Here is a 25,632-nt window from a genome sequence, read left to right on the forward strand (position 1 = left end):
CGGGGAAGACGTGTCTACGGCGGCAGTAATCAATCACGAAGCGCTGGCTGAACAGGTATTACGTGATACCTTCGGCTATCAGCAGTTTCGCCCCGGGCAGCAAACCATCATTCAGGCGTCGCTGAGCGGCCGGGATTGTCTGGTAGTGATGCCCACCGGCGGCGGAAAATCGCTCTGTTATCAAATTCCGGCCTTGCTGCGCGACGGCCTGACGCTGGTCGTTTCTCCGCTTATCTCGCTGATGAAAGATCAGGTCGATCAGTTGCTGGCGAATGGCGTGGCGGCAGCATGCCTGAACTCATCGCAAACGCGGGAAGAGCAGCAGGCGGTGATGGCGGGATGCCGTAGCGGCGAGGTGCGATTACTGTATATCGCGCCGGAACGCCTGATGATGGATAACTTCCTCGACAGCCTGACGCGCTGGAACCCGGCGATGCTGGCGGTAGACGAAGCGCACTGTATTTCCCAGTGGGGCCACGATTTCCGCCCGGAATATGGTGCGCTGGGTCAGCTGCGCCAGCGTTTTCCAGCGCTGCCGGTGATGGCCTTAACGGCCACCGCCGACGAAACCACCCGTAACGATATTGTTCGGTTGCTGCAGCTTGAGGATCCGCTGATTCAGATCAGCAGCTTCGACCGGCCCAATATTCGCTATATGCTGGTAGAGAAATTCAAGCCTACCGAGCAGCTCTTGCGTTACGTACAGGATCAGCGCGGCAAAAGCGGCATCATTTACTGCAACAGCCGGGCCAAAGTAGAAGACACGGCCGCCCGCCTGCAAAGCCGCGGTCTGAGCGTTGGCGCCTATCATGCCGGAATGGACAATGCGCATCGAGCTCAGGTACAGGAGGCTTTTCAGCGCGACGATTTACAAATCGTGGTGGCGACTGTCGCTTTCGGTATGGGCATCAACAAGCCCAACGTGCGCTTTGTGGTGCATTTTGATATTCCACGTAATATCGAATCTTACTATCAGGAAACCGGCCGCGCCGGACGTGACGGCCTGCCGGCCGAGGCGATGCTGCTCTACGATCCGGCGGATATGGCCTGGCTGCGTCGCTGTCTGGAAGAGAAGGCGCCCGGCCCGTTGCAGGATATCGAACGCCATAAGCTTAATGCGATGGGCGCTTTTGCCGAAGCGCAAACCTGCCGCCGTCTGGTGCTGCTGAACTATTTTGGCGAAGGTCGCCAGCAACCATGCGGCAACTGCGATATTTGTCTCGATCCGCCACGACGCTATGATGGCCTGGTTGAGGCGCAAAAGGCGCTCTCTACGATTTACCGCGTTGGTCAGCGTTTCGGCATGGGATACGTGGTGGAAGTACTGCGCGGTGCCAGCAACCAGCGCATTCGCGACCAGGGGCACGATAAGCTGCCGGTGTATGGTATTGGTCGCGAGCAAAGTCACGAGCACTGGGTCAGCGTATTGCGCCAGCTGATTCATCTGGGGCTGGTGGCACAGAACATCACGCTACATTCGGCGCTACAGCTTACCGAGGCGGCGAGGCCGATTTTACGGGGTGAAGCGCCGCTGATGCTGGCCGTGCCGCGTCTGGTCACCGTTAAGCCGAAATACAACAACCAGAAAAGCTACGGCGGCAATTACGATCGCAAGCTATTCGCTAAACTGCGCAAGCTGCGTAAAGCGATCGCCGATGAAGAGAATATTCCGCCTTATGTGGTGTTTAACGATGCAACGCTGATTGAGATGGCGGAACAGATGCCAATTACCGCCTCGGAAATGCTCAGCGTCAACGGCGTCGGACATCGTAAGCTGGAGCGTTTTGGTAAACCTTTCCTGGTAATGATCCGCGAACATGTGGATGGTGAAGAGTAAAACCCACCCTAAAAATCGTGCGTGCAGCAATTACTGCAGATAACAGATGAACAGAATAGCCTTTGGCGTAATAATCACAGGCACCCGGGGATAGCCAGACGGCTGTCCCGTTTCATTTACCGGCAAGGAAACTGTTATGCTCGCGCTTTTTCTTACCGTCGCTGCAGTGCATTTGGTTGCACTGATGAGCCCCGGACCAGACTTCTTTTTTGTTTCGCAAACTGCTGCCAGTCGCTCCCGTAAAGAGGCGATGATGGGCGTGCTGGGCATTACGCTGGGCATTGTTATCTGGGCTGGCGTCGCGCTGATGGGGTTACATCTGATCCTGCAAAAAATGGCGTGGCTGCACGAAGTGATTATGGTATGCGGCGGGATCTATCTAACCTGGCTGGGCTGGCAGCTGATGCGCTCGGCGCGTCGGCAGCATCATCAACCCGCTGCAGAAAATGCGGAAGTGCAGGTGGAGCTGGCAAAAAAAGGGCACAGTTTTCTCAAAGGCTTCCTGACTAATCTTTCTAACCCTAAAGCGGTTATCTATTTCGGCAGCGTTTTTTCACTGTTTGTTGGCGATGATGTCTCCGCAGGCGTGCGCTGGGGACTGTTCGTGCTGATTATCAGCGAAACGTTCGCCTGGTTTACGCTGGTGGCGGCGGTCTTCGCGCTCCCCTGGATGCGTCGCCAGTATCAGCGTATGGCGAAATGGATCGATGGCATGGCAGGGGTGTTGTTCGCCGGGTTCGGTATCCACCTGATCCTCTCCCGCTAGGTGTGGCCTGGCTTACTTGCCATTTGCTGACCGGGCAGTACTCGCTTCCTCACGTAGGGTACGCTCGGATCGCTGCGTGCTGGCCGTGTGCTAACAGGTACGGCCTGGTTTACTTGCCATTTGCTGACCGGGCAGTACTCGCTTCCTCACGTAGGGTACGCTCGGATCGCTGTGTGCTGGCCGTGTGCTAACAGGTACGGCCTGGTTTACTTGCCATTTTCTGACCGGGCAGTACTCGCTTCCTCACGTATTATTATACGCTCGGATCGCTGTGTGCTGGCCGTCCAGCAACTGGCTGCGACACCAACGGCCTCTAACCGCAAAGCAAGTATTCAGGGAAGCGGCAGACACCGAAGCCAGGGAAGCGGGGGCAGTCAGCGGAGTAAAGCCTCCGCGTCATGGATGACGCGGCGGAGCCTCCAGGGATGGATTCACGGCGTCTTTACGTAGCTGCCTGCCCCCGCTGAGCGGAACCTGAGCATCTGATTCTCTGCCGCTCCAGCTCTTTCTAAGCCATACGTCGTGCGGAAGCCAACAGCGCTCCTACGGCAACAAACAGCCCGCCAAACACCCGATTTAACAGCTTCATCTGATGCGGCCCTTTAATCCAGACGCCAATACGCCGCGCCAGCGTGGCATAACCGATCATCACCACCACATCCACCACAATGGTCGTCACACCTAAAACCAAATACTGTGCCGCCTGCGGTTGATGCGGAATAATAAACTGCGGAAACAGCGCCGCGAGAAAAACAATACTCTTGGGATTAGTCAGGTTCACTAACACTGCACGCTGAAAAAGACGGCGGCGCGGCATCGCCTCAGCAACCGCATCCAAATCGATCGCTCCTGCGGCCCGCCACTGCTGAATGCCCAGCCAAACCAAATAAGCGGCACCCGCCCATTTCAAAACCTCAAATGCCAGCAGCGAGCGGGAAAACAGCGCACCCAGCCCAATCCCCACTAACACGATATGCATGCCCAGCCCAACCTGCAAACCGGCAATAGATGCCGCCGCACCGCGGTAGCCGTGACTAATGCTGGTGCTCATGGTATTTATCGCTCCCGAACCGGGCGACAGGCTAAGAATGACGGTGGTTAACAGATAAGTCATCCACCATTCAATAGTCATGGTAACGCTCCCTGATTGCGCAGAATTGTGCCACAATACGCCATTGCCAGCGGTTGCGCTACGGCGGCGGCATGCCGAAAGCTGTAAGGGAGTCGAGCTATGACCAGTCATAAAAAACACTGGCCAACACGCGAGCAGGCGTTTGCTGCTTTTGCCACCGGGCCGCTGCTTGATTTCTGGCACCGGCGTCAGGAGTGCGAATTTACTGGCGTAGAAAACGTACCGATTCGCTATGTGCGCTTCACATCGCCGAAACACGATAAAGTCATACTGATCGTGCCGGGACGCATTGAAAGCTACGTCAAATATCCAGAGCTGGCTTACGATCTCTGGCACTGCGGCTATGATGTCATCATCGTCGATCATCGTGGACAAGGGCGGTCGGGGCGGCTGCTAAAAGATGCGCATCGCGGCCATGTTGTGCACTTCGATCACTATGTCGATGATTTAGAAACGCTCTACCTGAAAGAATTGATCGCCGGACACTATCGGCAGCGCTATGCGCTGGCGCATTCGATGGGTGGCGCCATTCTGACGCTATTGCTGGCGCGGAATCCCACCGCATTTAACGCTGCGGTACTGGCTTCACCGATGTTCGGCATCTATTTACCCATGCCCGCCTGGATGGCGCATCGGATCCTTGAGTGGGCGGAAAAACGCCCGGCGATGCGCGATGGTTATGCTTTGGGAACCGGCAAATGGCGGGTGCGCCCGTTCAGCCTGAATCTGTTAACGCACAGCCGTGAACGTTACAGGCGCAGCCTGCGCTTCTATGCAGATGACCCTGCGATTCGGGTTGGCGGGCCAACCTATCATTGGGTGCGCGAAGGCATACAGGCAGGACAAAACATCCTGAACAAGGCGGCGACCATCAGCACGCCGCTGCTGCTGCTGCAGGCTGGCGATGATAAAGTCGTGGATAACCGCTCACAAGACCTTTTCTGTGCGGCAATGCAGGCCGCTGGCCATCCCTGCGAGGGCGGCAAACCCTATGTTATTGAAGGCGCGCGTCATGAGATCCTGTTTGAAAAAGACAATATGCGCGCCGAGGCTTTACATGCCATCGTCGATTTCTTCGCGCGGCATGAATAAATTGCACTACTCAGAACCTTATCACTCTCTTCGAAACCAGAGGTTTTCATGTACCACGTAGTTGCTTCCGATCTGGATGGCACCCTGCTTTCTCCCGATCATCGTTTAACGCCATACACCAAAGAAACGCTCCGCTTGCTCACTGCGCGTGGCGTACACTTTGTTTTCGCCACCGGTCGTCATCATGTCGATGTGTCACAAATGCGTGATAACCTGGAAATCGAAGCGTATATGATCACCTCCAATGGCGCGCGCGTACACAACACCGCTGGCGAGCTGATTTTTAGCCATAACCTCGATGAAGATATCGCTCGCGAACTCTATGCGCTCAAATATGACGATGCCGAAATCCTGACCAACGTCTACCGCAACGATGAGTGGTTTCTTAACCGTCATCGCCCGGAAGAAGAGCGCTACTTCCGTGAATCGGTCTTTACCTACCAGGTTTATGAGCCAGGCGTGCTGCCCACTGACGGCATCAGCAAAGTCTTTTTTATCTGCGATGATGCTGAAAAACTGGTGCCGCTGGAAGAGGCGATTTTGGCTCGCTGGGGCGATCGGGTTAACGTCAGTTTCTCTTTCCCGACCTGCCTGGAAGTGATGGCGGGCGGCGTTTCAAAAGGCCATGCGCTGGAAGAAGTCTCAAAACTACTGGGTTACTCGCTGGCATCCTCTATCGCCTTTGGCGACGGCATGAATGATAAAGAGATGCTGATCATGGCCGGAAAAGGCTACATCATGCGCAACGCGCATCAGCGTCTGAAAGACCTTCTGCCGGAAATGGAAGTGATTGGCTCTAATGCGGAAGATGCAGTGCCGCGTAAACTGCGCGAGCTGTTTCTGGGCTGATCGAAAAAATTAACAATAATGCAGCCAGGGTGCTTCATCAGCGCCCTGGCTTTTTTATTAACGTTCTAAAAAGCGTACGGCCTTATCCGGAAAATCGGTAAACACCCCGTCAACCTGCGCTTTGTTATACAGCGCATCAAACAGCTGATTAATATCCGTTGCGTAAGGCGGCAGCCGATCGGCACGTACCGTATAGGGATGGATCTGTAAATCACTGGCGTGCACCTCCTGCGCTAAAGGGGTCAGACGAATGTCCCCTGGTTTTGAATCGGCGCTGAACAGTTGATGATAATCGGGGCCAATGCCATCAACATACTTCGCCAGCTCCTGCATCGCGCCTGGCTTAAACATCCAGTCGTAGCTGTAATTGACCCATTTCCCCTGTTTTAACTCTTCTGTTTCATGTGAATCGGTTTCGGTAATCAACTGAACCAGCCGGAGATCCATGCCCATCTTTGGCTCCAGCTCATTTTTAATGCGCTTTAGCTCATTGAAATCGAAACACTGTAGCCAGACATTATCCTGCTTAGTGCGATAGCCATACTGCTTCAGTACCTGCAAAACGCTGGTGGCGATATCCTTGCCTTCCTGATGATGAAACCACGGGGCTTTGATCTCGGTGTAGATACCGATATTTTTGCCGGTCGAGTGGTTCAGTCCCTGAATAAATTCAATTTCCTCTTCAAAAGTATGAATATGGAAAGTGGATTTTCCGCCCGGGAAACGGCCCGGCCAGGTTTGCACCTTTTTGCCATCTTTAAACGTAAAGCCTTCGGTAAAGCGCAGGCTGCGGATCTCCGCCAGCGTAAAATCAATGGCATAGTAGCGGCCATCCTTGCGCGCGCGCTGAGGGAAACGATCCGCGACATCGGTAACGCGATCGAGATAGTGATCGTGCAGCACCACCAGACGATCGTCTTTGGTCATGACAAGATCCTGCTCCAGAAAATCCGCGCCCTGCGCATAGGCCATTGCCTTGGCGGGCAGCGTATGTTCCGGGAGATAGCCGCTGGCACCGCGATGGGCAATCACCAGCTTGTCATCAATTTGCGCACTTGTGCCGTAGGCGATACTAAGTAACAGCGCCGCCAGTAACGGATTTATTTTCATTGTCTCTCCTCCTGCTGCAGCCGTTGTTTGTGTTTGTTTTCACTCAGCATGGTGAGCAGCAGCAGAATGACCGCCAGCACGCAACCGCCGATCATAATCAGAAAACCGCCGTCCCAGCCAAAGTAGTCAACGGTATAGCCAACAATAGCGCTGGCCGCGACTGAGCCGCCGAGATAACCAAACAGGCCGGTAAAGCCTGCGGCGGTTCCTGCGGCTTTCTTCGGCGCCAGCTCCAGCGCATGCAACCCGATTAGCATCACCGGACCATAAATCAGAAAGCCGATAACAATCATACAGGCCATATCAACACCAGGATTACCGACCGGATTGAGCCAGTAAATCACCGTGGCAATGGTCACCAGCGTCATAAAGAATACGCCGGTTGCGCCGCGGTTGCCTTTAAATACCTTATCTGACATCCAGCCGCACAGCAGCGTGCCGGGGATCCCCGCATATTCATACAGGAAGTAGGTCCATGACGATTTATCCAGGGTGAAATGTTTTACCTCTTTCAGATAGGTCGGCGACCAGTCGAGAATGCCGTAGCGCAGCAGATAAACAAAAACGTTCGCCAGCGCGATATACCACAGCAGTTTATTGGGCAGGATGTACTGCATAAAAATCTGTTTTGCGGTTAATTCCTGTTCGTGCTGTTCGTTATAGTCAGGCGGATAATCGTTTTTATACTCTTCAATCGGCGGCAGCCCGCATGACTGCGGCGTGTCGCGCATCAAAGCAAATGCGATCAGCGCAACGATAATGGCAGCAAAGGCTGGCATATAGAGCGCTGCTTTCCAGTCGTTAAACCATGCCATACCCAGCAGGAACAGAAGGGGAGGAATACCGCCGCCAACGTTATGCGCACAGTTCCAGACGGAAACAATGCCGCCACGTTCTTTTTGCGACCACCAGTGCACCATCGTACGCCCGCACGGCGGCCAGCCCATTCCCTGAAACCAACCGCAGAGAAACAGCAGCCCAAACATCACCAGAATGCTGGAGGTCGCCCAGGGAACGAATCCCATGAACAGCATGACCAGCGAAGCTAAAATCAGCCCGGCGGGCAGGAAAAAGCGTGGATTAGAGCGATCGGAAACCGAGCCCATAATAAATTTTGAAAAGCCATAGGCGATAGAAATACCGGACAGCGCAAAGCCGAGATCGCCGCGTGAAAACCCCTGTTCCACCAGATAAGGCATCGCCAGCGCAAAGTTTTTGCGAACCAGATAGTAAGCGGCATAACCAAAAAAGATGCCGATAAAAATTTGCCAGCGCAAACGACGATAAAGCGGATCGGTACGATCCGTAGCGACACGTGATTGATGAGGTGCTGGCTTAAAAATGCTAAGCATAAACGGTCTCCGGAGACGCAAAATGGTTTTAAACACTCACTAAATGAGCGAAAAAAGGTTTTTGAATGAAGGATGTTCCATTTCGCGCAAAGAATAGGGGCTGCAAAGAAAGGGGTCTGTGAGGCAGGGCGCAAATGTTACACTTTTATGACAAGACGTTGTAAAGCTCGTCACAAAAACCCGCTTTATGCGCTGCCTGACTCAGGTTAAAAACGCTTTTTTTAACCGAACCACAGACTTTCGCTTTCGCGCATCGCCAGGTAAGGACGGCATGAGTGATGGTAAAGTGTACAGATGTAAACCAGATATCCACTAACGCGCAGGCGCATTCCGCTACAATGGCGTTCTGTTTAACTAATGGATGCGTAATGTGGCGTTACTCATAATCACCACTATTCTGTGGGCATTTTCGTTTAGCCTGATTGGCGTTTACCTGGCGGGGCAGGTGGACAGCGTCTTTGCCGTTCTGGTGCGTCTGATGCTGGCGGCGCTGGTGTTTTTGCCTTTCCTGCGCTGGCGTGGTTACCGCGCCTCTACGCTGCTGCTCTATATGCTGGTGGGCATGATGCAGCTGGGCATAATGTATCTGCTGAGCTTTGAAGCTTACCTCTATCTGACCGTACCGGAATTTTTGCTATTCACTGTGATGACCCCGCTCTATATCACGTTGATTTACGATCTGCTCAGTGGGCGCGGCGTGCGCATGGGCTATCTGTTTAGCGCGCTGTTAGCGGTGCTGGGCGCGGCAATTATTCGTTATGATCAGCTCAGCGATCATTTCTGGACAGGATTGATTCTGGTGCAGCTGGCAAATATCTGCTTTGCCATTGGCATGGTGGGCTACAAGCGTCTGCAGGAAACGCGCCCGATGCCGCAGCATACTGCTTTTTCCTGGTTCTATATGGGCGCAGTATTGATAGCGATTATCGCGTGGTTTCTTTGGGGTAATCCGCAAAAATTACCTACCACTCAACTGCAATGGGGCATTCTGATTTGGCTGGGCATTGCAGCGTCGGGGCTGGGTTATTTTATGTGGAACTATGGCGCAACGCAGGTCGATGCCGGAACGCTGGGCATTATGAACAACATGCATGTTCCTGCGGGACTGTTGGTTAACCTGGCTATCTGGCAGGAGCAACCGGACTGGCCGCCATTTATTGTTGGCGGCGGGCTTATTATCGCCTCTTTATGGATCCATCGACGCTGGGTTCGTTAAGCAAAAAAATACCGGCGTGAACATAACGCCGGTATTAACTGCTTTATTCGCCGATCACGCCGACCTTATAACCCACGTCAAATAGCTTGTTCAGCACATTAACGGTATGCAAAAAGAAATTGCCGTACGCACCGGATAATGTCTCTTGTATCCGGCCTGCGCCGCTGACTACCTGAACTTCTGTTGTGTTAATACTTTCATGATGAATCCCTCTTGATGGCTATTTCCATATAGGGGAAATGACCTCTCCCCGGTGGGATTATGCGTTTCAGGGCTTTATCGTCAATTAACTACGCGTCAGCTTCTAGTTGATCAATCAACCCAAAATAAGGTTACTTTTACGCCAGATGGCTGAATTTATCTGTCCGACATGAAAACTTATCCCGTGGGCAATGCATTGCGCGACGCGTCCCTTACAAAAGGCAAATGCTGGCAGGCGTGCTGACGAGCAGAGCGGATAAAGCCATCAATCACCGGTTGCCGCTGCTCGCCATCCCGGACGGCGGCATAAAGACGGCTCCATAAACCTGCGCCCAGCGTTTTAGTGGTAATCAGGCCCTGACGCTCAAAGTTTTCCACTACCCAGTGCGGCAGAGCGGCTATACCCATATGCGCCGCGACCATTTGCACCAGCAGCAGCGTGTTATCAACGCTTTTCAGCGCCGGGCTAACGCCAGCAGGCTGTAAAAAATGCCGCCAGATATCCAGCCGCTGACGCTGTACCGGATAAATCATCAAAACCTCATGCGCCAGATCTTCCGGCGTGATGGTGGCTGCCTTCGCCAGCGGATGATCCGGTGCCAGCACCAGACGCACCTCGAAATCAAACATTGGCGAATAGTGTAGCCCGCTACGCGTCAGGATATCTGACGTCAGCACGACATCCAGTTCACCCTGCTGCAGGGCTGGCTGGGGATCGAAGGTGACGCCTGATTTGAAGTCCATCATCACCTGCGGCCAGCTTTGACGAAATGTATCCAGCGCCGGCGTCAGCCACTGAATACAGCTATGACATTCAATAGCGATACGCAGCGTGGCCTGGTGCGGCTCATGACAGGCCTGCAGCGCCTGCTGAATCTGCGGAAGCACCTGTTCTGCCAGCTGTAACAAAATTTCTCCCTGCGGCGTAAAGCGCAGCGGCTGACTTTTTCGCACAAACAGGCGGAAACCGAGGCGTTGCTCCAGATCGCTGAATTGGTGAGATAACGCCGACTGAGTCTGATGAAGCTGCGCTGCCGCTGCGGCCAGAGAGCCGGTATTTCTGAGAGCCTGCAGCGTTCGCAGGTGCCTGATTTCGATCATGAGAGTCCTTCACATCGACAATGAACAATTTGCGCTTGAGGAATATACAGTACCTGCAGATTATAGCGGTGTAAACATCTGGACGGCTAAACATCCCAGTCGGCCCGTCATTTTACGTTCGGGCAGGGTTTTGCAACCCGAGAAACGGCATCGCGCCCCGGCTGTTGCGCTGGTCGTACGTAAACTGACTGTGCCGATACCGCTACATCATTAAGCTTTAATGGAGAAACAGTATGACTATTTTAAATCACACGCTTGGCTTTCCTCGTGTCGGCCTGCGCCGTGAACTGAAAAAAGCGCAGGAAAGCTACTGGGCCGGCAACAGCAGCGAACAGGATTTGCTGGAAGTGGGGCGTGAGCTACGTGCTCGCCACTGGCAGCAGCAAAAAGAAGCGGGTGTGGATCTGGTGCCGGTAGGCGACTTCGCCTGGTACGATCACGTGCTGACCACCAGCCTGCTGCTGGGCAATGTACCGGCGCGTCATCAGAACAGTGACGGTTCAGTAGATCTGGATACGCTGTTCCGTATTGGTCGTGGTCGTGCGCCAACCGGCGAACCCGCTGCTGCCGCTGAAATGACCAAATGGTTTAACACCAACTATCACTATATGGTGCCGGAGTTCAGCAAAGGGCAGCAGTTCCGCCTGAGCTGGACGCAGTTGCTGGATGAAGTGGACGAGGCGCTGGCGCTGGGCCATAAAGTGAAGCCGGTTTTGCTGGGCCCGGTAACTTATCTGTGGTTAGGTAAAGTAAAAGGTGAACAGTTCGATCGTCTGACGTTGCTGAAGGATATTCTGCCCGTTTATCAGCAGGTGCTGGCCGAACTGGCGAAACGCGATATTGAATGGGTGCAGATCGATGAGCCAGCGCTGGTGCTGGAGCTGCCGCAGGCGTGGCTGGAAGCGTTCAAACCAGCCTACGCAGCGCTACAGGGCCACAGCAAACTGTTGCTTACCACCTATTTCGATAGCATCGGGCAGAATATCAATACTATCCGCGAACTGCCGGTGCAGGGACTGCATGTCGATCTGGTGCATGGCAAAGATGATATTACCAGCCTGAACCAGCAAATCCCCGCCTCCTGGCTGCTGTCACTGGGCGTGATCAATGGACGTAACGTCTGGCGCGCCGATCTCAGCGCCTGGTTTGAGCGCCTGCAGCCGCTGGTAAGCCAGCGTCAACAGCTGTGGCTCGGTTCTTCCTGCTCGCTGCTGCACAGTCCAATCGATCTGAATAGCGAAACCCGCTTGGATGAAGAAGTGAAAAGCTGGTTCTCCTTTGCGCTACAGAAGTGCGGTGAGCTGGCGCTGCTGAGTCAGGCGCTGAACAACAATGATGCAGCTTCGCTGGAAGCGTGGAGTGCCCCGATCCGTGCGCGCCGTAGCTCTGCACGCGTTCATAACGCGGCGGTCGCTCAGCGTCTGGCAGCAATTAACGCACAGGACAGCGAACGTAAAAGCAGCTACGCCGAGCGCGCTAAAGCACAGCGTCAGCGTTTTCAGTTGCCGGCATGGCCAACCACCACTATCGGCTCTTTCCCGCAGACCACGGAAATCCGCGGGCTTCGCCTTGATTTCAAGCAGGGACGTCTCGACGGCAACCGTTACCGTACCGGCATTGCTGAACACATCAAACAGGCTATCGCTGAGCAGGAGCGCCTGGGACTGGATGTGCTGGTTCATGGCGAAGCTGAGCGTAACGACATGGTGGAATATTTTGGCGAACACCTGGACGGCTTTGTCTTTACTCAAAATGGCTGGGTGCAAAGCTATGGTTCCCGCTGCGTGAAGCCGCCAGTCATTATCGGTGATGTCAGCCGCCCGGAACCGATTACCGTTGAGTGGGCGAAATATGCACAATCACTGACCAGCAAGCCGGTAAAAGGCATGCTGACCGGTCCGGTAACTATCCTTTGCTGGTCTTTCCCGCGTGAAGATGTGTCGCGTGAAACCATCGCTAAACAGATTGCGCTGGCGCTGCGTGATGAAGTAGAAGACCTGGAAAAAGCGGGCATTGGTATTATCCAGATTGACGAACCGGCATTACGTGAAGGTCTGCCGCTACGCAAATCGGACTGGGCCGCTTACCTGACCTGGGCGGTGGATGCCTTCCGTCTTAACGCCGCCGTTGCCCAGGATGATACGCAGATTCATACCCATATGTGTTACTGCGAGTTTAACGACATCATGGATTCCATCGCCGCGCTGGATGCCGATGTGATTACCATCGAAACGTCGCGCTCCGATATGGAATTGCTGGAATCCTTTGAGGAATTTGAGTATCCGAATGAAATCGGCCCAGGCGTATATGACATTCACTCGCCGAACGTGCCTGACGTTGAATGGATGGAAGCGCTGCTGCGTAAAGCGGCGAAGCGTATTCCGGTAGAGCGTCTGTGGGTGAACCCGGACTGCGGCCTGAAAACGCGTGGCTGGACCGAAACACGCCTGGCGCTGGCCAATATGGTGCAGGCAGCACAGAACCTGCGCGCAGAAAACCGCTAATTTATGCGTTAACGTTATGATAACTAAGAGGGGCGCCAGGCGCCCCTTGTTTATTTGCTGGTGGGCTTCACGCCATACTGATGAAACCAGGCCAGCATTCGTTGCCAGCCATCTTTGGCTGACTCTGCATGATAGCTCGGTCGATAGTCCGCGTTAAACGCATGTCCCGCTTCCGGATAAACGATGATTTCCGCCGTCGCGTTGGCTGCATGCAGCGCCTGACGCATTGAATCCACGCTTTCCAGCGGGATCCCTTCATCTTTCGCACCGTACAAGCCCAGCACTGGCGCATTAAGGTCAACGGCGATATCAATTGGATGCTTCGGCTGTTTCATGCTTTTTTCGCCAACCAGACGGCCATACCAGGCGACGCCCGCTTTCAGCTGCGGATTATGCGCTGCATAGAGCCAGACAATGCGGCCGCCCCAGCAAAAGCCGGTAATCGCCATATTACGCATATCGCCGCCGTGTTTCGCCGCCCAGTTAGCAACGTGATCGAGATCCGCCAGCACCTGAGCATCAGGAACCTTACTGACTACATTGTCCAATAGCTGTTTAATATCGCTATACTCGCTGGGATCGCCCTGACGGAAATAGAGCTCTGGCGCCACCGCCAGATAACCTTCTGCCGCCAGACGCCGACAGATGTCGCGGATATGTTCGTGAACGCCAAATATCTCCTGTACCACCAGCACCACCGGCAGCGCGCCTTTAGCCTCTTTGGGGCGCGCAAACCAGGCAGGCATATTTTCGCCCTGGGTATTAATGGTGGTTTCGCCGCCAAGAATGGCGTCGTCATGCGTGATAATGGTTGTCGCGGCCGTAGGGGAGGCCGCCGGGGCGAATCCGCTATCGCCTTCTTTCTTGCCCAGGTTGTTTTCGCTGTTCATTGTTATCTCCGTGCTGCTATTAGCGCATCCGGTAACTATAGCCAAAATCAGCCAAAGACCCCGGCCTGCATGTCCGTCTTCTCTTTAACATTCTGTTGAATAAATACACACAGCAACTTGTAGCAAATCCGTAAGGCAGAATGGCTTAATGTGATGTTAATCACGTTATCTTTGAAGATAAATGTAACTTTCATTTTCTGCGGTGATTGAACTCACATATTTTTGGCGGCACTTGCCGTAGAGTAGCGCCATCAAGTGAATTTTCTCAGGAGGGGCTATGGCTCAGTCAGATGTGTTTCATTTAGGTCTTACCAAAGCGGATCTGCAGGGCGCGACGCTGGCGATTGTGCCCGGCGATCCTGAACGCGTGAAAAAAATTGCGGCGCTGATGGATAATCCTCAGCCTTTGGCCTCGCATCGTGAATTCACCAGCTGGCGTGCAGAGCTGGATGGCAAAGCGGTAATTGTTTGCTCTACCGGTATCGGTGGTCCTTCCACCTCGATCGCTGTGGAAGAGCTGGCGCAGCTGGGTATCCGTACCTTCCTGCGCGTGGGCACCACCGGCGCTATCCAGCCTGACATCCATGTCGGCGATGTGCTGGTGACCACTGCGGCGGTACGCCTGGACGGCGCAAGCTTGCACTTCGCCCCAATGGAGTTTCCGGCCGTTGCCGATTTCGCCTGCACCACTGCGCTGGTTGAAGCCGCGAAAGCCGCAGGCAGTACGCCGCATATCGGGGTTACCGCCTCTTCTGATACGTTCTACCCAGGCCAGGAGCGCTACGATACTTTCTCTGGTCGGGTAGTGAGTCGTTTTCAGGGCTCGATGAAAGAGTGGCAGCAGATGGGCGTGCTGAACTATGAGATGGAATCCGCCACGCTGTTGACCATGTGTGCCAGCCAGGGTCTGCGTGCCGGGATGGTAGCAGGGGTGATCGTTAACCGTACGCAGAAAGAGATCCCTGATGCGGCGACCATGAAGCAGACCGAAAGTAATGCGGTGGCGATTGTGGTTGATGCCGCGCGCCGTCTGCTGGCGTAATTCCTTCGCGCCAGGCGATATTTTTTCGGAATGGCTCTCTGACGCAGCGAGGCGGTCGGGGTTTTCAGGGCTGGCTTATGCCAGCCCATTTATTTGTGTGGACATTCATACAGTGCGCCTCTACCTTTGCTCTGTTTGTAGCGGGAAGGAGAGGACGCGGTGGATAACCAGCTTATTGTTGGGATCGGTTTGGCGCTGGCTGGCGCAGTGGCGGGCTGGCTGTTTGCCTATTTCCGGCTGGCCGGGCAGCTGGCCGCACAGGAAACGGAGCGCCGTCTGCTGGAACAGGCGCTTGCCCAGGCGCAGCAGCAGGAAGCGCGTCAGCAGCAGCTGCATCAGGCAGAACAGCAGCAGCAACAGCTGCGTGAAAAAGAGTTGCGTCAGCTGCATGGCGCGCTGACCGCCGCACAGGAAAAGTTACAGCACTTCGACTACTGGCGTAATGAGTGTGAACAGCTCAGCCGTGAACTGCGTAATCAGCTGGAAGTGAACAGCGCGCAGGAGGCGGAACTGCGTGAAGTGACTATCCGTCTTGAAGAAACCCGCCTTGCCGCTGAAGAGAAACAGCGACTGCTTACCAACAGCGAACAGCGCCTGAGCGCACAATTTGAAAATCTCGCCAACCGTATTTTTGAACAGAGCGGCCGTCGCGTTGATGAGCAGAACCGCCAAAGCCTGAATGGGTTAATTGCGCCGCTGCGTGAGCAACTGGATGGCTTTCGCCGGCAGGTACAGGAAAGCTTTGGCCAGGAAGCGCGTGAGCGGCACACGCTGGCACATGAGATTCGTAATCTACAACAGCTGAATGCGCAGATGGCGCAGGAGGCGATCAACCTCACCAAAGCGCTGAAAGGCGACAATAAAACCCAGGGCAGCTGGGGCGAGATGGTGCTGAGCCGCGTGCTGGAAGCCTCCGGCCTGCGGGACGGGCACGAATATGAAACGCAGGTGAATATTCAGGTTGATGCGCAAAGCCGTATGCAGCCGGATGTGATCGTCCGTCTGCCGCAGGGCAAAGATGTCGTCATTGACGCGAAAATGACGCTGGTTGCCTATGAGCGCTACTTTAACGCCGATGATGAAGTCATGCGAGAACAGGCAATCGGCGAGCATATCACCGCGATCCGCGGCCATATCCGCCTGCTCAGCCGTAAAGATTATCAACAATTGCCCGGTTTACGCTCGCTGGATTATGTGTTGATGTTTATCCCGATCGAGCCGGCCTTCTTACTGGCGATCGATCGTCAGCCGGAGCTGATTAGCGAAGCGCTGCAGCACAATATTATGCTGGTCAGCCCAACCACGCTGCTGGTGGCGTTGCGTACCATTAATAATCTCTGGCGCTATGAGCATCAGAGCCGTAATGCGCAGCGCATCGCCGATCGCGCCGCGCGGCTGTACGACAAAATGCGGCTGTTTGTGGATGATATGACCAGTATGGGGCAGCATCTTGACAGAGCGCAGGAGAGCTATAATCAGGCGATGAAAAAGCTCTCTGAAGGGCGCGGCAACCTGATTGCTCAAAGTGAAAGCTTTCGTCATTTGGGTGTGGAAATAAAGCGCAGTATTAACCCACGGCTGGTGGAACAGGCGATGCCGGAAGCCGGAGTCGTTGACAACGATGAGTCAGAAAACAGCAGGGCGGAAAGCGCGCCGGAACAGGGCGCTGTGGCGTGGCACGACAGCATTCGGCGGCGATGAATAACGCCGGGCTAACGTGCCTGACTACGGGTACTCTGTTACACTGCAAAGATATTTGATTGTGGAGCAGGTGAAGCAGATGGCAGATGAATCCAGGGACACGACACATTTCGGTTTTCGTACCGTAGCAAAAGACGAAAAAGCGGACATGGTAGCGGGCGTATTTCACTCCGTTGCCGCCAAATATGATCTGATGAACGATTTGATGTCGATGGGTATCCATCGTATCTGGAAGCGATTCACCATTGATTGTAGCGGCGTGCGCCGTGGACAACGCGTGTTGGATCTGGCCGGCGGCACCGGCGATTTAACGGCGAAATTCTCTCGTCTGGTGGGCGATACGGGGCAGGTGGTGCTGGCGGACATCAACAGCTCAATGCTGAAAATGGGCCGTGAAAAGCTGCGCAATAACGGCATCATCGGCAACGTCAATTATGTGCAGGCGAATGCCGAAGCGCTGCCTTTCCCGGATAACTATTTTGACTGCATTACCATCTCTTTTGGTCTGCGTAACGTAACGGAAAAAGAGAAGGCGCTGGCCTCGATGTTCCGCGTACTGAAGCCAGGCGGACGCCTGCTGGTTCTGGAATTTTCTAAACCGGTACTGGAACCTCTGAGCAAAGTGTACGACGCTTATTCATTCCATGTGTTGCCGCGTATCGGCGAGCTGGTAGCAAAAGATGCTGAAAGCTATCGTTATCTGGCTGAATCGATCCGTATGCATCCCGATCAGGAGACGCTTAAGTCGATGATGATGGACGCCGGTTTCGAAAACACTTCGTATCACAACCTGACGGGCGGAATTGTCGCTCTGCACCGTGGGTTCAAGTTTTAAGCAGGAAAGCGAATGACGTTAACCCCGCTGTTAACCGCCGGTCTGGAGACCGCACTGAATCGAATTCTTTATCGCGATCGTGGCCTGAAAGCGGCCCGGCAGCGTTTGAATGGCAAGGTTTTACAGCTCCGGTTACAGGAGCTGTCACAGCCGGTTACGCTGGTGTTCAGCGAGCATCAGGTGGACGTGCTGGGTGAATGGCAAGACCGCTGCGACTGTACAGTGATCACCCGCCTGTCGCTGCTGCCGAAACTGCGTGACCGTCAGCAGTTGACCGGCATGATCCGCAGCGGCGAGCTGGAGGTTGAGGGTGACCTTCAGGTGGTGCAGCAGTTTTCGGCGCTGATTGATATGGCCGAACTCGATCCGGCTGAATATCTGGCGCCCTGGACCGGCGATATCGTCGCTCAGGGCATCAGCAATGTCGCCCGTCGCGGATGGCAGCTGCTGCGCGGCGATATTCAGCGTAAACAGCGCTACCTGACGGAAACCCTGACCGAAGAGTGGCGCGTCGCGCCTGGTCCGCTGGAGATGGCCTGGTATGGCGAAGAAGTTGACGCGCTGGAGCGTCAGGCCGGCCAGCTGGAACAACGTCTGCTACAGCTGGAGGCTAAATGACGCCCGGAGAACTACGACGCCTCTATTTCATTATCAAAGTCTTCCTGAGCTACGGCCTGGATGAATTGATCCCTCGTCTGCGCATTACCTTACCGATTCGCCTGTGGCGTCGCGGCATCTTTTGGCTGCCTAATCAGCATAAAGATCTGGCGCTGGGCGTGCGCCTGCGTATGGCGCTGGAAGAGTTAGGCCCGGTGTGGATTAAGTTTGGTCAGATGATGTCTACCCGCCGCGATCTCTTTCCACCGCTGATCGCCGATCAGCTGGCGATCTTACAGGATCGCGTTGCGCCTTTTGACGGTAAGCTGGCTAAAGAGCAGATTGAAAAATCGTTGGGCGGGCCGCTTGAGGCGTGGTTTGATGATTTTGATATTACGCCGCTGGCCTCCGCCTCTATTGCTCAGGTGCATACGGCGACGCTGAAGGAAAACGGCAAAGCGGTGGTCATTAAAGTCATCCGCCCCGATATTTTGCCGGTGATCAAAGCGGATATGCGTTTGATTTACCGTCTGGCCCGCTGGCTGCCGCGTCTGATGCCGGAAAGCCGTCGTCTGCGTCCGGTAGAAGTGGTGGCGGACTATGAAAAGACGCTGATTGATGAGCTGAATCTGCTGCGTGAAGCGGCAAACTCTATCCAGCTGCGACGCAACTTTGAAAACAGCAATATGCTCTACGTGCCGGAAGTCTATTCCGACTACTGCAGCGAAACGATGCTGGTGATGGAGCGCATTTACGGTATTCCCATCAACGATGTGGTCACGCTGGAGCAGCATGGCGTGAATATGCGGCTGCTGGCTGAACGCGGCGTTCAGGTCTTTTTTACCCAGGTATTCCGCGACAGCTTTTTCCATGCGGATATGCATCCCGGCAATATTTTCGTTAGCTATGAACATCCGCACGATCCGCTCTACATCGGCATCGACTGCGGGATTGTCGGCTCCCTGAACAAAGCGGATAAGCGTTACCTGGCGGAAAACTTTATCGCCTTCTTTAACCGTGACTATCGTAAAGTCGCCGAGCTACACGTTGATTCCGGCTGGGTGCCTGCCAATACCAACGTTGAAGATTTCGAATTTGCAATTCGTACCGTTTGTGAGCCGATTTTTGAGAAACCGCTGGCGGAAATCTCTTTTGGACACGTGTTGCTGAACCTGTTTAATACCGCGCGCCGCTTTAATATGGAAGTACAGCCGCAGCTGGTATTGCTGCAGAAAACTCTGCTCTATGTGGAAGGCGTGGGGCGTCAGCTTTACCCGCAGCTCGATTTGTGGAAAACCGCCAAGCCGTTCCTGGAAGAGTGGATTAAAGACCAGGTGGGGATCCCGGCGATTATCCGTTCGGTGAAAGAAAAAGCGCCCTACTGGGCCGAGCGTCTGCCGGAGCTGCCGGATCTGTTTTACGATAGCCTGCGTCAGCACAAGCGTTTGCAGTTTAGCGTTGATCGGCTGGCTAACGAGCTGAGCGTACAGCGTGAAAGGCAGCATCAGGCGCGTTATTTATTTGGCATCGGTGCCACGCTGCTGTTAAGCGGCACGGCACTGTTGATCACCCGTCCGGGTATGGAACTGTTGCCAACGATCATGATGGTCACAGGTTTCTTTGCCTGGATTATCGGCTGGCGGCGTTCAGCCTGATTGATTGTCAGGAAACGTAAAATTTCCGTTTGTGGTCGGGGCGACGGGCTTACGCATCGTCACCGGGCCATAAGCTGGGGTATACTGCTTTTCCATTCGTTTTAGACTTTTCAGCAGAGGCATTCTCATGGGCGGTATCAGCATTTGGCAGTTAATTATCATTGCCGTGATCGTGGTTCTTCTTTTCGGCACCAATAAATTACGTACGCTGGGCTCTGATTTAGGCTCATCGATCAAAGGCTTTAAAAAAGCGATGGGCGATGAAGATAAAGAGACGCCTAAACAGCAGGATGCTGAATTTGAGGCCCGGCCGCTAACCGATAAGCAGGCGACCACGGCAAACAAAGAAGAGGCAAAAAAAGATAAAGAGCAGGTATAACCGTGTTCGACATAGGTTTTAGCGAACTGGTTTTGGTGTTCGTCATTGGGCTGGTGGTGCTTGGCCCGCAGCGTTTGCCGGTTGCAGTAAAAACGGTGGTTGGCTGGATCCGCGCCATGCGTTCCCTGGCGGCTAACGTGCAAAATGAGCTGGCGCAGGAGCTAAAACTGCAGGAGCTGCAGGACAGCCTGAAAAAAGTAGAGCAGGCCAGCAAGAACACCTTTTCCCCGGAATTGAAAGAGTCGATGGAAGAGCTGCGTAAATCCGCAGACTCTATGCGTCGCTCTTATTTGGGTGAAAACGAACAGGCCGATGATGAAGCGCACACTATTCATAATCCGCTGATTACGCGTCCGCAGGATGAACATACCGGCGTCACCCCAGCCACGGCCGACCATCAGGCCAGCGCGCCAGAACAAAAACCCATGCCCGATGGCGACGAGACGCTTACGGCACCTAAACCGCTTGCGGCGACGTCTGCTGCTGGCAACGCTGTACCTGCAACGCCTGCAACGCCTGCAACGCCTGCAACGCCTGCAACGCCTGCAACGCCTGCGGATCAGGCTACCGCTTCTGCTGCAGCGCCTTCGCCAAACGTTTCACCAGAAACGCCTGCGGCTTCTTCTCAACCCACATTGAATGATAAACATGGCCGTTGAAGATACCCAACCGCTGATCAGCCATCTGATTGAGCTACGCAAGCGGCTGCTTAACTGCATTATTGCCGTGCTGGTGATTTTTCTGGCGCTGGCCTGGTTCTCTAACGATATCTACCAACTGGTCGCGGAGCCGCTGATTAAGCAGCTGCCGATTGGCTCCAGCATGATTGCGACCGATGTCGCCTCGCCGTTTCTGACGCCGATCAAGCTCACTATTATTGTTTCTGTGTTCCTTGCGGTGCCGGTCATCCTCTATCAGATTTGGGCATTTGTGGCTCCCGCGCTCTATCGCCATGAACGCCGTCTGGTGATGCCGCTGTTGTTCTCCAGTACCATGCTGTTTTATATCGGCGTGGCTTTTGCCTATTTCGTGGTATTCCCAATGGCGTTTGGCTTTTTTGCTAAAACCGCGCCGCAGGGTGTCACCATGGCGACCGATATCGCCAGCTATCTCGACTTTGTAATGACGCTGTTTATGGCCTTCGGCGTTGCTTTTGAAGTGCCGGTGGCGATTGTGCTGCTGTGCTGGACTGGCGTGACCACACCCGAAATGCTACGTCAGAAGCGTCCTTATATGCTGGTCGGGGCTTTTGTCGTAGGGATGTTGTTAACCCCACCCGATGTATTTTCCCAAACTTTGCTCGCTATTCCGATGTACTGCCTGTTTGAGGTTGGCGTATTCTGTTCGCGCTTCTATGTTGGCAAAGGGCGTCAGGCGCGTGAAGAAGAGCACGAAACCGAATCCTGACGCTCAGTGCAGGGCCCGCTGCGGCGGGGAAAATTCATCGCTAACCGCCCATCCGGGCGGTTAATCTTTTCAGGACATACCATGTTTGATATCGGTGTAAACCTGACCAGCACGCAGTTTGCGAAAGATCGCGAACAGGTTGTGAGGCGCGCGCGTGAAGCAGGCCTCACCGGCATGCTGATTACCGGCACTAACGCGCTGGAGAGCCAGCAGGCGCAAAGCCTGGCACAGCGCCATCCCGATTTCTGCTGGTCAACAGCAGGTATTCATCCTCATCACGCCAGCGAATGGTCGGCAGATACTGCCTCAACGCTGCGTCGGCTGGCAGAAAGCCCGCAGGTGGTGGCTATCGGTGAATGCGGACTCGATTTTAACCGTAACTTTTCCGCGCATAATCAGCAGGAATATGCTTTTGATGCGCAGCTGGCGCTGGCCGCTGAACTGCAAATGCCGGTATTCCTGCACTGTCGTGACGCGCATGAACGTTTTATGGCGGTGCTGAAGCCGTGGCTGCCGCATCTGCCCGGCGCGGTGGTTCACTGCTTTACCGGCACGGCGGAAGAGCTGGCGGAATGTCTGGCATCAGGATTATCAGTAGGCATTACCGGCTGGGTGTGCGATGAGCGACGCGGGATGCAGCTGCGTGAACTGCTGCCGCAAATTCCCGTTGAACGCCTGCTGCTGGAAACGGACGCGCCTTATCTGCTGCCGCGTGATATGCGTCCACGACCGACCTCGCGTCGTAATGAGCCCTGTTTCCTGCCGCATATTGTGCAGCAGGTAGCGCTGTGGCGCGGAGAAGAGGCCGCCTGGCTGGCGCAGCAAACCGCCGACAACAGCCGTCGCCTGTTTCGTCTGTAAGCCACGGCGCTGTAGTGCGAAGCGTCAGGCTTTGCGGAAAGCACTATTTTCCACGCTTTGCTTAACCTGTTTGTTCAGCAGGTTAAGCAGCAGCATAGAGCGGGCCTCGCCGTCAGGCTCGGTGAAGATAGCTTCCAACCCTTCCAGCGCACCTTTAACGATCACCACCTTATCGCCCGGACAAGGCGTGTCGGGATCGACCATAGTTTCCGGGGTGTTGGTGCGTAGCGCGTCAATGACATCGGGCGGCACGTTGGCCGGTTGCGTACCGAAACGCACGAAATGACTTACGCCACGCGTGGCACTGATCGTAGTGGTATGAATAGCTTCCGGATCGAATTCAATAAAAAGATAATTAGGAAACAGCGGCTCTTCTACCGTGGTTCGTTTGCCGCGCACAATTTTTTCCATAGCAATCATTGGGCTAAGGCAGTTTACCGCCTGCCGCTCCAGATGCTCTTTAGCGCGTAATAACTGCCCACGTTTACAGTAAAGGAGATACCAGGATTCCATAATGTCACTTTCCAATTATTGAACGCTAAGAATAGCAAAACTGCTTTCAGAGAGATAGCGACATCACGCCGCTTCAGGGCCACCTTCAGGCCTGGTTTATCGGCCCGAACCGCCTGCACCGAAAACAAAATAGCCGCTGTCGGCGGTCATTTGGCACAAATTGTAGAATTGAAAATTGACGAAGGCAGCGTCCGTGGTTCAGACTCGCAGCGCAACCTGTTAATGAAAAGTAATTGATTGAGCGGGCTCTGCACTACAGGTGCTGTTTCCGCGTCGGGCGTAACCGCACAAACCTCAGCATATCCGTTGAATCCTCCTTATAATGGCCGATTCTGCGGCCTGAATAATGAATCTGATGAAATACCACGACTTACGCGAGTTCCTTGCGCTGCTAGAACAGCGTGGCGAGTTAAAACGTATAACGCTGGAGGTCGATCCTATTCTGGAGATGACCGAGATCGCTGACCGCACGTTGCGTGCCGGCGGGCCAGCCCTGCTGTTTGAAAATCCGAAAGGCTATGACATGCCGGTCCTGTGCAACCTCTTTGGCACGCCGAAGCGCGTGGCATTAGGGATGGGGCAGGAGGAGGTCAGCGCGCTGCGTGAAGTAGGCAAACTGCTGGCGTTTCTGAAAGAGCCTGAACCGCCAAAAGGGTTCCGCGACCTGTTCGATAAAATGCCGCAGTTTAAGCAGGTGCTGAATATGCCAACCAAACGGCTGCGTAGCGCACCTTGCCAGGAGCAGGTATGGCAGGGCGACGAGGTTGATTTATCGCGTATTCCGGTCATGCAGTGTTGGCCAGAGGATGCCGCGCCGCTGATTACCTGGGGGTTAACGGTAACGCGTGGGCCGCACAAAGAACGACAGAATCTGGGCATTTATCGTCAGCAGGTGATCGGTAAAAACCGGCTGATTATGCGCTGGCTTTCTCATCGCGGCGGCGCACTTGATTTTCAGGAGTGGTGCAAAGCTCATCCCGGCGAACGCTTCCCGGTTTCGGTGGCGCTGGGTGCCGATCCTGCGACTATCCTGGGCGCCGTAACGCCAGTGCCGGATACCTTATCGGAATATGCTTTTGCTGGCCTGCTGCGCGGCACTAAATCAGAAGTGGTTAAGTGCCTGTCCAACGATCTGGAAGTGCCGGCCAGTGCTGAAATTGTGCTGGAAGGCTATATCGAACCCGGCGACATGGCACCGGAAGGACCCTATGGCGATCACACCGGATATTACAATGAAGTCGATAACTTCCCGGTATTTACCGTAACCCATATTACGCAACGTCGTAATGCCATCTATCATTCAACATATACCGGTCGTCCGCCTGATGAGCCTGCGGTGCTGGGCGTTGCGCTGAATGAAGTGCTGGTGCCGATTCTGATTAAACAGTTTCCAGAAATTGTGGATTTTTACCTGCCGCCGGAAGGTTGTTCCTATCGTCTGGCCGTGGTAACCATGAAGAAACAGTACGCCGGGCATGCGAAGCGCGTGATGATGGGCGTCTGGTCATTCCTGCGGCAGTTTATGTATACCAAATTCGTGATCGTTTGCGATGACGATGTCAATGCACGTGACTGGAATGATGTGATCTGGGCGATCACCACGCGTATGGATCCGGCGCGCGATACGGTATTGATCGAAAACACGCCGATCGACTATCTGGACTTCGCCTCTCCGGTTTCGGGTCTGGGGTCTAAAATGGGCCTGGATGCCACCAACAAATGGCCGGGCGAAACCCAGCGCGAATGGGGTCGTCCGATTGAGAAGGACCCGGCGGTTACGGCGCGAGTCGATGCCATCTGGGATCGGTTGGGGATTTTTAACGATTTGCCGCCACGCTAATGGCGCAAATTACGCAATGACGACCCGACAGAGGGAACGCATGACAACGTTAAGCTGTAAAGTGACCTCGGTAGAGGCGATTACCGATACTGTTTTTCGGGTACGACTGGTGCCGGAGGCGGATTTTAGCTTCCGTGCCGGACAGTATTTGATGGTAGTGATGGATGAGCGCGATAAGCGTCCGTTCTCTCTGGCTTCAACGCCGATGGAAAAAGATATTATCGAACTGCATATCGGGGCTTCTGAGCTTAACCTGTATGCGATGGCGGTAATGGAACGCATCCAGCAGCAGCGGGAAGTGATAGTGGATATTCCGCATGGAGAAGCCTGGCTGCGGGAGGATAGTCAGCGTCCGATGATCCTGATCGCGGGCGGTACCGGTTTTTCTTATGCCCGCTCTATCCTGCTCACCGCCCTGGCACAGCAGCCGGATCGCGATATTGCTATCTACTGGGGTGGCCGTGAAAGTCATCATCTGTACGATCTGGAAGAGCTGAACGCGCTGGCAGTACGTCATGCAAATCTGAAGGTGGTGCCGGTTGTCGAGCAGACTGACGCTGAATGGCAGGGCCGTAGCGGCACCGTACTGACGGCGGTGATGCAGGATTTCGGCACGCTTGCCGGGCATGATATTTATATCGCTGGCCGCTTTGAGATGGCAAAAATCGCGCGTGAGCGTTTTTGCGCTGAACGGGGCGCACAGGAAGCGCAAATCTATGGTGACGCCTTCGCGTTTATCTAAGCGTCACCGC

23 protein-coding genes are annotated in these 25,632 nt (G+C 54.5%); 17 read left to right on the plus strand and 6 right to left on the minus strand.

The window, feature by feature from the left end; translation table 11 throughout:
* Positions 1 to 10: 10 nt before the first annotated feature.
* Positions 11 to 1,837 (plus strand): ATP-dependent DNA helicase RecQ, encoded by a 1,827-nt coding sequence (recQ, locus tag B1H58_RS08655; RefSeq protein ID WP_085069483.1) that lies wholly within the window; start codon positions 11 to 13, stop codon positions 1,835 to 1,837.
* Positions 1,838 to 1,973: 136 nt separating this feature from the next.
* Positions 1,974 to 2,603: a threonine export protein RhtC gene (gene rhtC, locus B1H58_RS08660; protein ID WP_085069485.1), complete on the plus strand. Its 630-nt coding sequence runs from the start codon at positions 1,974 to 1,976 to the stop codon at positions 2,601 to 2,603.
* Positions 2,604 to 3,111: 508 nt separating this feature from the next.
* Here rhtC and rhtB read toward each other — a convergent pair.
* Positions 3,112 to 3,735, minus strand: coding sequence for a homoserine/homoserine lactone efflux protein (rhtB, locus tag B1H58_RS08665; protein WP_085069487.1), 624 nt, complete (start codon positions 3,733 to 3,735; stop codon positions 3,112 to 3,114).
* A 99-nt stretch (positions 3,736 to 3,834) separates the two neighbouring features.
* Here rhtB and pldB point away from each other — a divergent pair, with 99 nt between their 5' ends.
* Both pldB and yigL read left to right on the plus strand, forming a co-directional pair.
* Positions 3,835 to 4,827 (plus strand): lysophospholipase L2, encoded by a 993-nt coding sequence (gene pldB, locus B1H58_RS08670; RefSeq protein WP_085069489.1) that lies wholly within the window; start codon positions 3,835 to 3,837, stop codon positions 4,825 to 4,827.
* 48 nt (positions 4,828 to 4,875) lie between these two features.
* Positions 4,876 to 5,676 (plus strand): sugar/pyridoxal phosphate phosphatase YigL, encoded by an 801-nt coding sequence (gene yigL / locus B1H58_RS08675; RefSeq protein ID WP_085069491.1) that lies wholly within the window; start codon positions 4,876 to 4,878, stop codon positions 5,674 to 5,676.
* 57 nt (positions 5,677 to 5,733) lie between these two features.
* Here yigL and glpQ read toward each other — a convergent pair whose 3' ends face one another.
* Together glpQ and glpT are read right to left on the minus strand one after the other, a co-directional pair.
* The gene (glpQ, locus tag B1H58_RS08680) at positions 5,734 to 6,786 is read right to left on the minus strand and encodes a glycerophosphodiester phosphodiesterase (protein WP_085069493.1); all 1,053 of its coding nucleotides are present in this window, start codon (positions 6,784 to 6,786) and stop codon (positions 5,734 to 5,736) included.
* Positions 6,783 to 8,138, minus strand: coding sequence for a glycerol-3-phosphate transporter (gene glpT / locus B1H58_RS08685; RefSeq protein WP_085069495.1), 1,356 nt, complete (start codon positions 8,136 to 8,138; stop codon positions 6,783 to 6,785). The genes glpQ and glpT overlap by 4 nt, the downstream gene beginning before the upstream one ends.
* Positions 8,139 to 8,508: 370 nt before the next feature.
* On the opposite strand from glpT, the gene B1H58_RS08690 reads away from it, so the two are divergent.
* Positions 8,509 to 9,354: a carboxylate/amino acid/amine transporter gene (locus tag B1H58_RS08690; protein ID WP_085072263.1), complete on the plus strand. Its 846-nt coding sequence runs from the start codon at positions 8,509 to 8,511 to the stop codon at positions 9,352 to 9,354.
* A 378-nt stretch (positions 9,355 to 9,732) separates the two neighbouring features.
* Here B1H58_RS08690 and metR read toward each other — a convergent pair whose 3' ends face one another.
* Positions 9,733 to 10,656: an HTH-type transcriptional regulator MetR gene (metR, locus tag B1H58_RS08695; RefSeq protein ID WP_085069497.1), complete on the minus strand. Its 924-nt coding sequence runs from the start codon at positions 10,654 to 10,656 to the stop codon at positions 9,733 to 9,735.
* A 233-nt stretch (positions 10,657 to 10,889) separates the two neighbouring features.
* Between metR and metE the strand changes: the two genes are divergently transcribed.
* Positions 10,890 to 13,160, plus strand: coding sequence for a 5-methyltetrahydropteroyltriglutamate--homocysteine S-methyltransferase (gene metE / locus B1H58_RS08700; protein ID WP_085069499.1), 2,271 nt, complete (start codon positions 10,890 to 10,892; stop codon positions 13,158 to 13,160).
* Between the two features lie 50 nt (positions 13,161 to 13,210).
* On the opposite strand, the gene B1H58_RS08705 is transcribed toward metE, so the two are convergent.
* Positions 13,211 to 14,050 (minus strand): dienelactone hydrolase family protein, encoded by an 840-nt coding sequence (locus B1H58_RS08705; RefSeq protein WP_085069501.1) that lies wholly within the window; start codon positions 14,048 to 14,050, stop codon positions 13,211 to 13,213.
* Between the two features lie 277 nt (positions 14,051 to 14,327).
* Here B1H58_RS08705 and udp point away from each other — a divergent pair, with 277 nt between their 5' ends.
* The 9 genes from udp (at position 14,328) to tatD (ending at position 22,527) form a co-directional block, all read left to right on the plus strand.
* The gene (udp, locus tag B1H58_RS08710; protein WP_085069503.1) at positions 14,328 to 15,092 is read left to right on the plus strand and encodes a uridine phosphorylase; all 765 of its coding nucleotides are present in this window, start codon (positions 14,328 to 14,330) and stop codon (positions 15,090 to 15,092) included.
* A gap of 159 nt (positions 15,093 to 15,251) precedes the next feature.
* Positions 15,252 to 16,793, plus strand: coding sequence for a DNA recombination protein RmuC (gene rmuC, locus B1H58_RS08715; RefSeq protein ID WP_085069505.1), 1,542 nt, complete (start codon positions 15,252 to 15,254; stop codon positions 16,791 to 16,793).
* 79 nt (positions 16,794 to 16,872) lie between these two features.
* Entirely contained in the window at positions 16,873 to 17,628 is a 756-nt protein-coding gene (gene ubiE / locus B1H58_RS08720) for a bifunctional demethylmenaquinone methyltransferase/2-methoxy-6-polyprenyl-1,4-benzoquinol methylase UbiE (protein ID WP_085069507.1), read from the plus strand.
* A gap of 12 nt (positions 17,629 to 17,640) precedes the next feature.
* Complete coding sequence (gene ubiJ / locus B1H58_RS08725; RefSeq protein ID WP_085069509.1) at positions 17,641 to 18,246, plus strand: ubiquinone biosynthesis protein UbiJ; 606 nt, start codon at positions 17,641 to 17,643, stop codon at positions 18,244 to 18,246.
* Entirely contained in the window at positions 18,243 to 19,880 is a 1,638-nt protein-coding gene (gene ubiB / locus B1H58_RS08730) for a ubiquinone biosynthesis regulatory protein kinase UbiB (protein WP_085069511.1), read from the plus strand. The genes ubiJ and ubiB overlap by 4 nt, the downstream gene beginning before the upstream one ends.
* A 127-nt stretch (positions 19,881 to 20,007) precedes the next feature.
* Positions 20,008 to 20,259, plus strand: coding sequence for a Sec-independent protein translocase subunit TatA (gene tatA, locus B1H58_RS08735; protein ID WP_085069513.1), 252 nt, complete (start codon positions 20,008 to 20,010; stop codon positions 20,257 to 20,259).
* Between the two features lie 2 nt (positions 20,260 to 20,261).
* Entirely contained in the window at positions 20,262 to 20,918 is a 657-nt protein-coding gene (gene tatB / locus B1H58_RS08740) for a Sec-independent protein translocase protein TatB (RefSeq protein ID WP_085069515.1), read from the plus strand.
* Positions 20,908 to 21,666, plus strand: a complete 759-nt coding sequence (tatC, locus tag B1H58_RS08745) for a Sec-independent protein translocase subunit TatC (RefSeq protein ID WP_085069517.1) — start codon at positions 20,908 to 20,910, stop codon at positions 21,664 to 21,666. The genes tatB and tatC overlap by 11 nt, the downstream gene beginning before the upstream one ends.
* Positions 21,667 to 21,747: 81 nt before the next feature.
* Positions 21,748 to 22,527, plus strand: a complete 780-nt coding sequence (gene tatD, locus B1H58_RS08750; protein WP_085069519.1) for a 3'-5' ssDNA/RNA exonuclease TatD — start codon at positions 21,748 to 21,750, stop codon at positions 22,525 to 22,527.
* A 24-nt stretch (positions 22,528 to 22,551) separates the two neighbouring features.
* On the opposite strand, the gene rfaH is transcribed toward tatD, so the two are convergent.
* Entirely contained in the window at positions 22,552 to 23,040 is a 489-nt protein-coding gene (rfaH, locus tag B1H58_RS08755) for a transcription/translation regulatory transformer protein RfaH (protein WP_085072264.1), read from the minus strand.
* A gap of 355 nt (positions 23,041 to 23,395) precedes the next feature.
* On the opposite strand from rfaH, the gene ubiD reads away from it, so the two are divergent.
* Positions 23,396 to 24,880: a 4-hydroxy-3-polyprenylbenzoate decarboxylase gene (gene ubiD, locus B1H58_RS08760; protein WP_085072265.1), complete on the plus strand. Its 1,485-nt coding sequence runs from the start codon at positions 23,396 to 23,398 to the stop codon at positions 24,878 to 24,880.
* Positions 24,881 to 24,920: 40 nt separating this feature from the next.
* Positions 24,921 to 25,622, plus strand: coding sequence for an NAD(P)H-flavin reductase (fre, locus tag B1H58_RS08765; protein WP_085069521.1), 702 nt, complete (start codon positions 24,921 to 24,923; stop codon positions 25,620 to 25,622).
* Positions 25,623 to 25,632 lie beyond the last annotated feature (10 nt).

The organism is Pantoea alhagi (genome assembly GCF_002101395.1).
GTDB lineage: Bacteria > Pseudomonadota > Gammaproteobacteria > Enterobacterales > Enterobacteriaceae > Mixta > Mixta alhagi.

Excerpts from the sequence above, each read along its gene's own strand:
- metR (WP_085069497.1), bottom strand. The coding sequence starts at position 10,656 with ATGATCGAAATCAGGCACCTGCGAACGCTGCAGGCTCTCAGAAATACC.
- B1H58_RS08705 (WP_085069501.1), bottom strand. The coding sequence starts at position 14,050 with ATGAACAGCGAAAACAACCTGGGCAAGAAAGAAGGCGATAGCGGATTC.
- rhtB (WP_085069487.1), bottom strand. The coding sequence starts at position 3,735 with ATGACTATTGAATGGTGGATGACTTATCTGTTAACCACCGTCATTCTT.
- yigL (WP_085069491.1), top strand. The coding sequence starts at position 4,876 with ATGTACCACGTAGTTGCTTCCGATCTGGATGGCACCCTGCTTTCTCCC.
- pldB (WP_085069489.1), top strand. The coding sequence starts at position 3,835 with ATGACCAGTCATAAAAAACACTGGCCAACACGCGAGCAGGCGTTTGCT.
- metE (WP_085069499.1), top strand. The coding sequence starts at position 10,890 with ATGACTATTTTAAATCACACGCTTGGCTTTCCTCGTGTCGGCCTGCGC.
- tatD (WP_085069519.1), top strand. The coding sequence starts at position 21,748 with ATGTTTGATATCGGTGTAAACCTGACCAGCACGCAGTTTGCGAAAGAT.
- ubiD (WP_085072265.1), top strand. The coding sequence starts at position 23,396 with ATGAAATACCACGACTTACGCGAGTTCCTTGCGCTGCTAGAACAGCGT.
- udp (WP_085069503.1), top strand. The coding sequence starts at position 14,328 with ATGGCTCAGTCAGATGTGTTTCATTTAGGTCTTACCAAAGCGGATCTG.
- fre (WP_085069521.1), top strand. The coding sequence starts at position 24,921 with ATGACAACGTTAAGCTGTAAAGTGACCTCGGTAGAGGCGATTACCGAT.
- tatA (WP_085069513.1), top strand. The coding sequence starts at position 20,008 with ATGGGCGGTATCAGCATTTGGCAGTTAATTATCATTGCCGTGATCGTG.
- ubiB (WP_085069511.1), top strand. The coding sequence starts at position 18,243 with ATGACGCCCGGAGAACTACGACGCCTCTATTTCATTATCAAAGTCTTC.
- glpT (WP_085069495.1), bottom strand. The coding sequence starts at position 8,138 with ATGCTTAGCATTTTTAAGCCAGCACCTCATCAATCACGTGTCGCTACG.
- rhtC (WP_085069485.1), top strand. The coding sequence starts at position 1,974 with ATGCTCGCGCTTTTTCTTACCGTCGCTGCAGTGCATTTGGTTGCACTG.
- ubiJ (WP_085069509.1), top strand. The coding sequence starts at position 17,641 with ATGACGTTAACCCCGCTGTTAACCGCCGGTCTGGAGACCGCACTGAAT.
- glpQ (WP_085069493.1), bottom strand. The coding sequence starts at position 6,786 with ATGAAAATAAATCCGTTACTGGCGGCGCTGTTACTTAGTATCGCCTAC.
- tatC (WP_085069517.1), top strand. The coding sequence starts at position 20,908 with ATGGCCGTTGAAGATACCCAACCGCTGATCAGCCATCTGATTGAGCTA.
- ubiE (WP_085069507.1), top strand. The coding sequence starts at position 16,873 with ATGGCAGATGAATCCAGGGACACGACACATTTCGGTTTTCGTACCGTA.
- rfaH (WP_085072264.1), bottom strand. The coding sequence starts at position 23,040 with ATGGAATCCTGGTATCTCCTTTACTGTAAACGTGGGCAGTTATTACGC.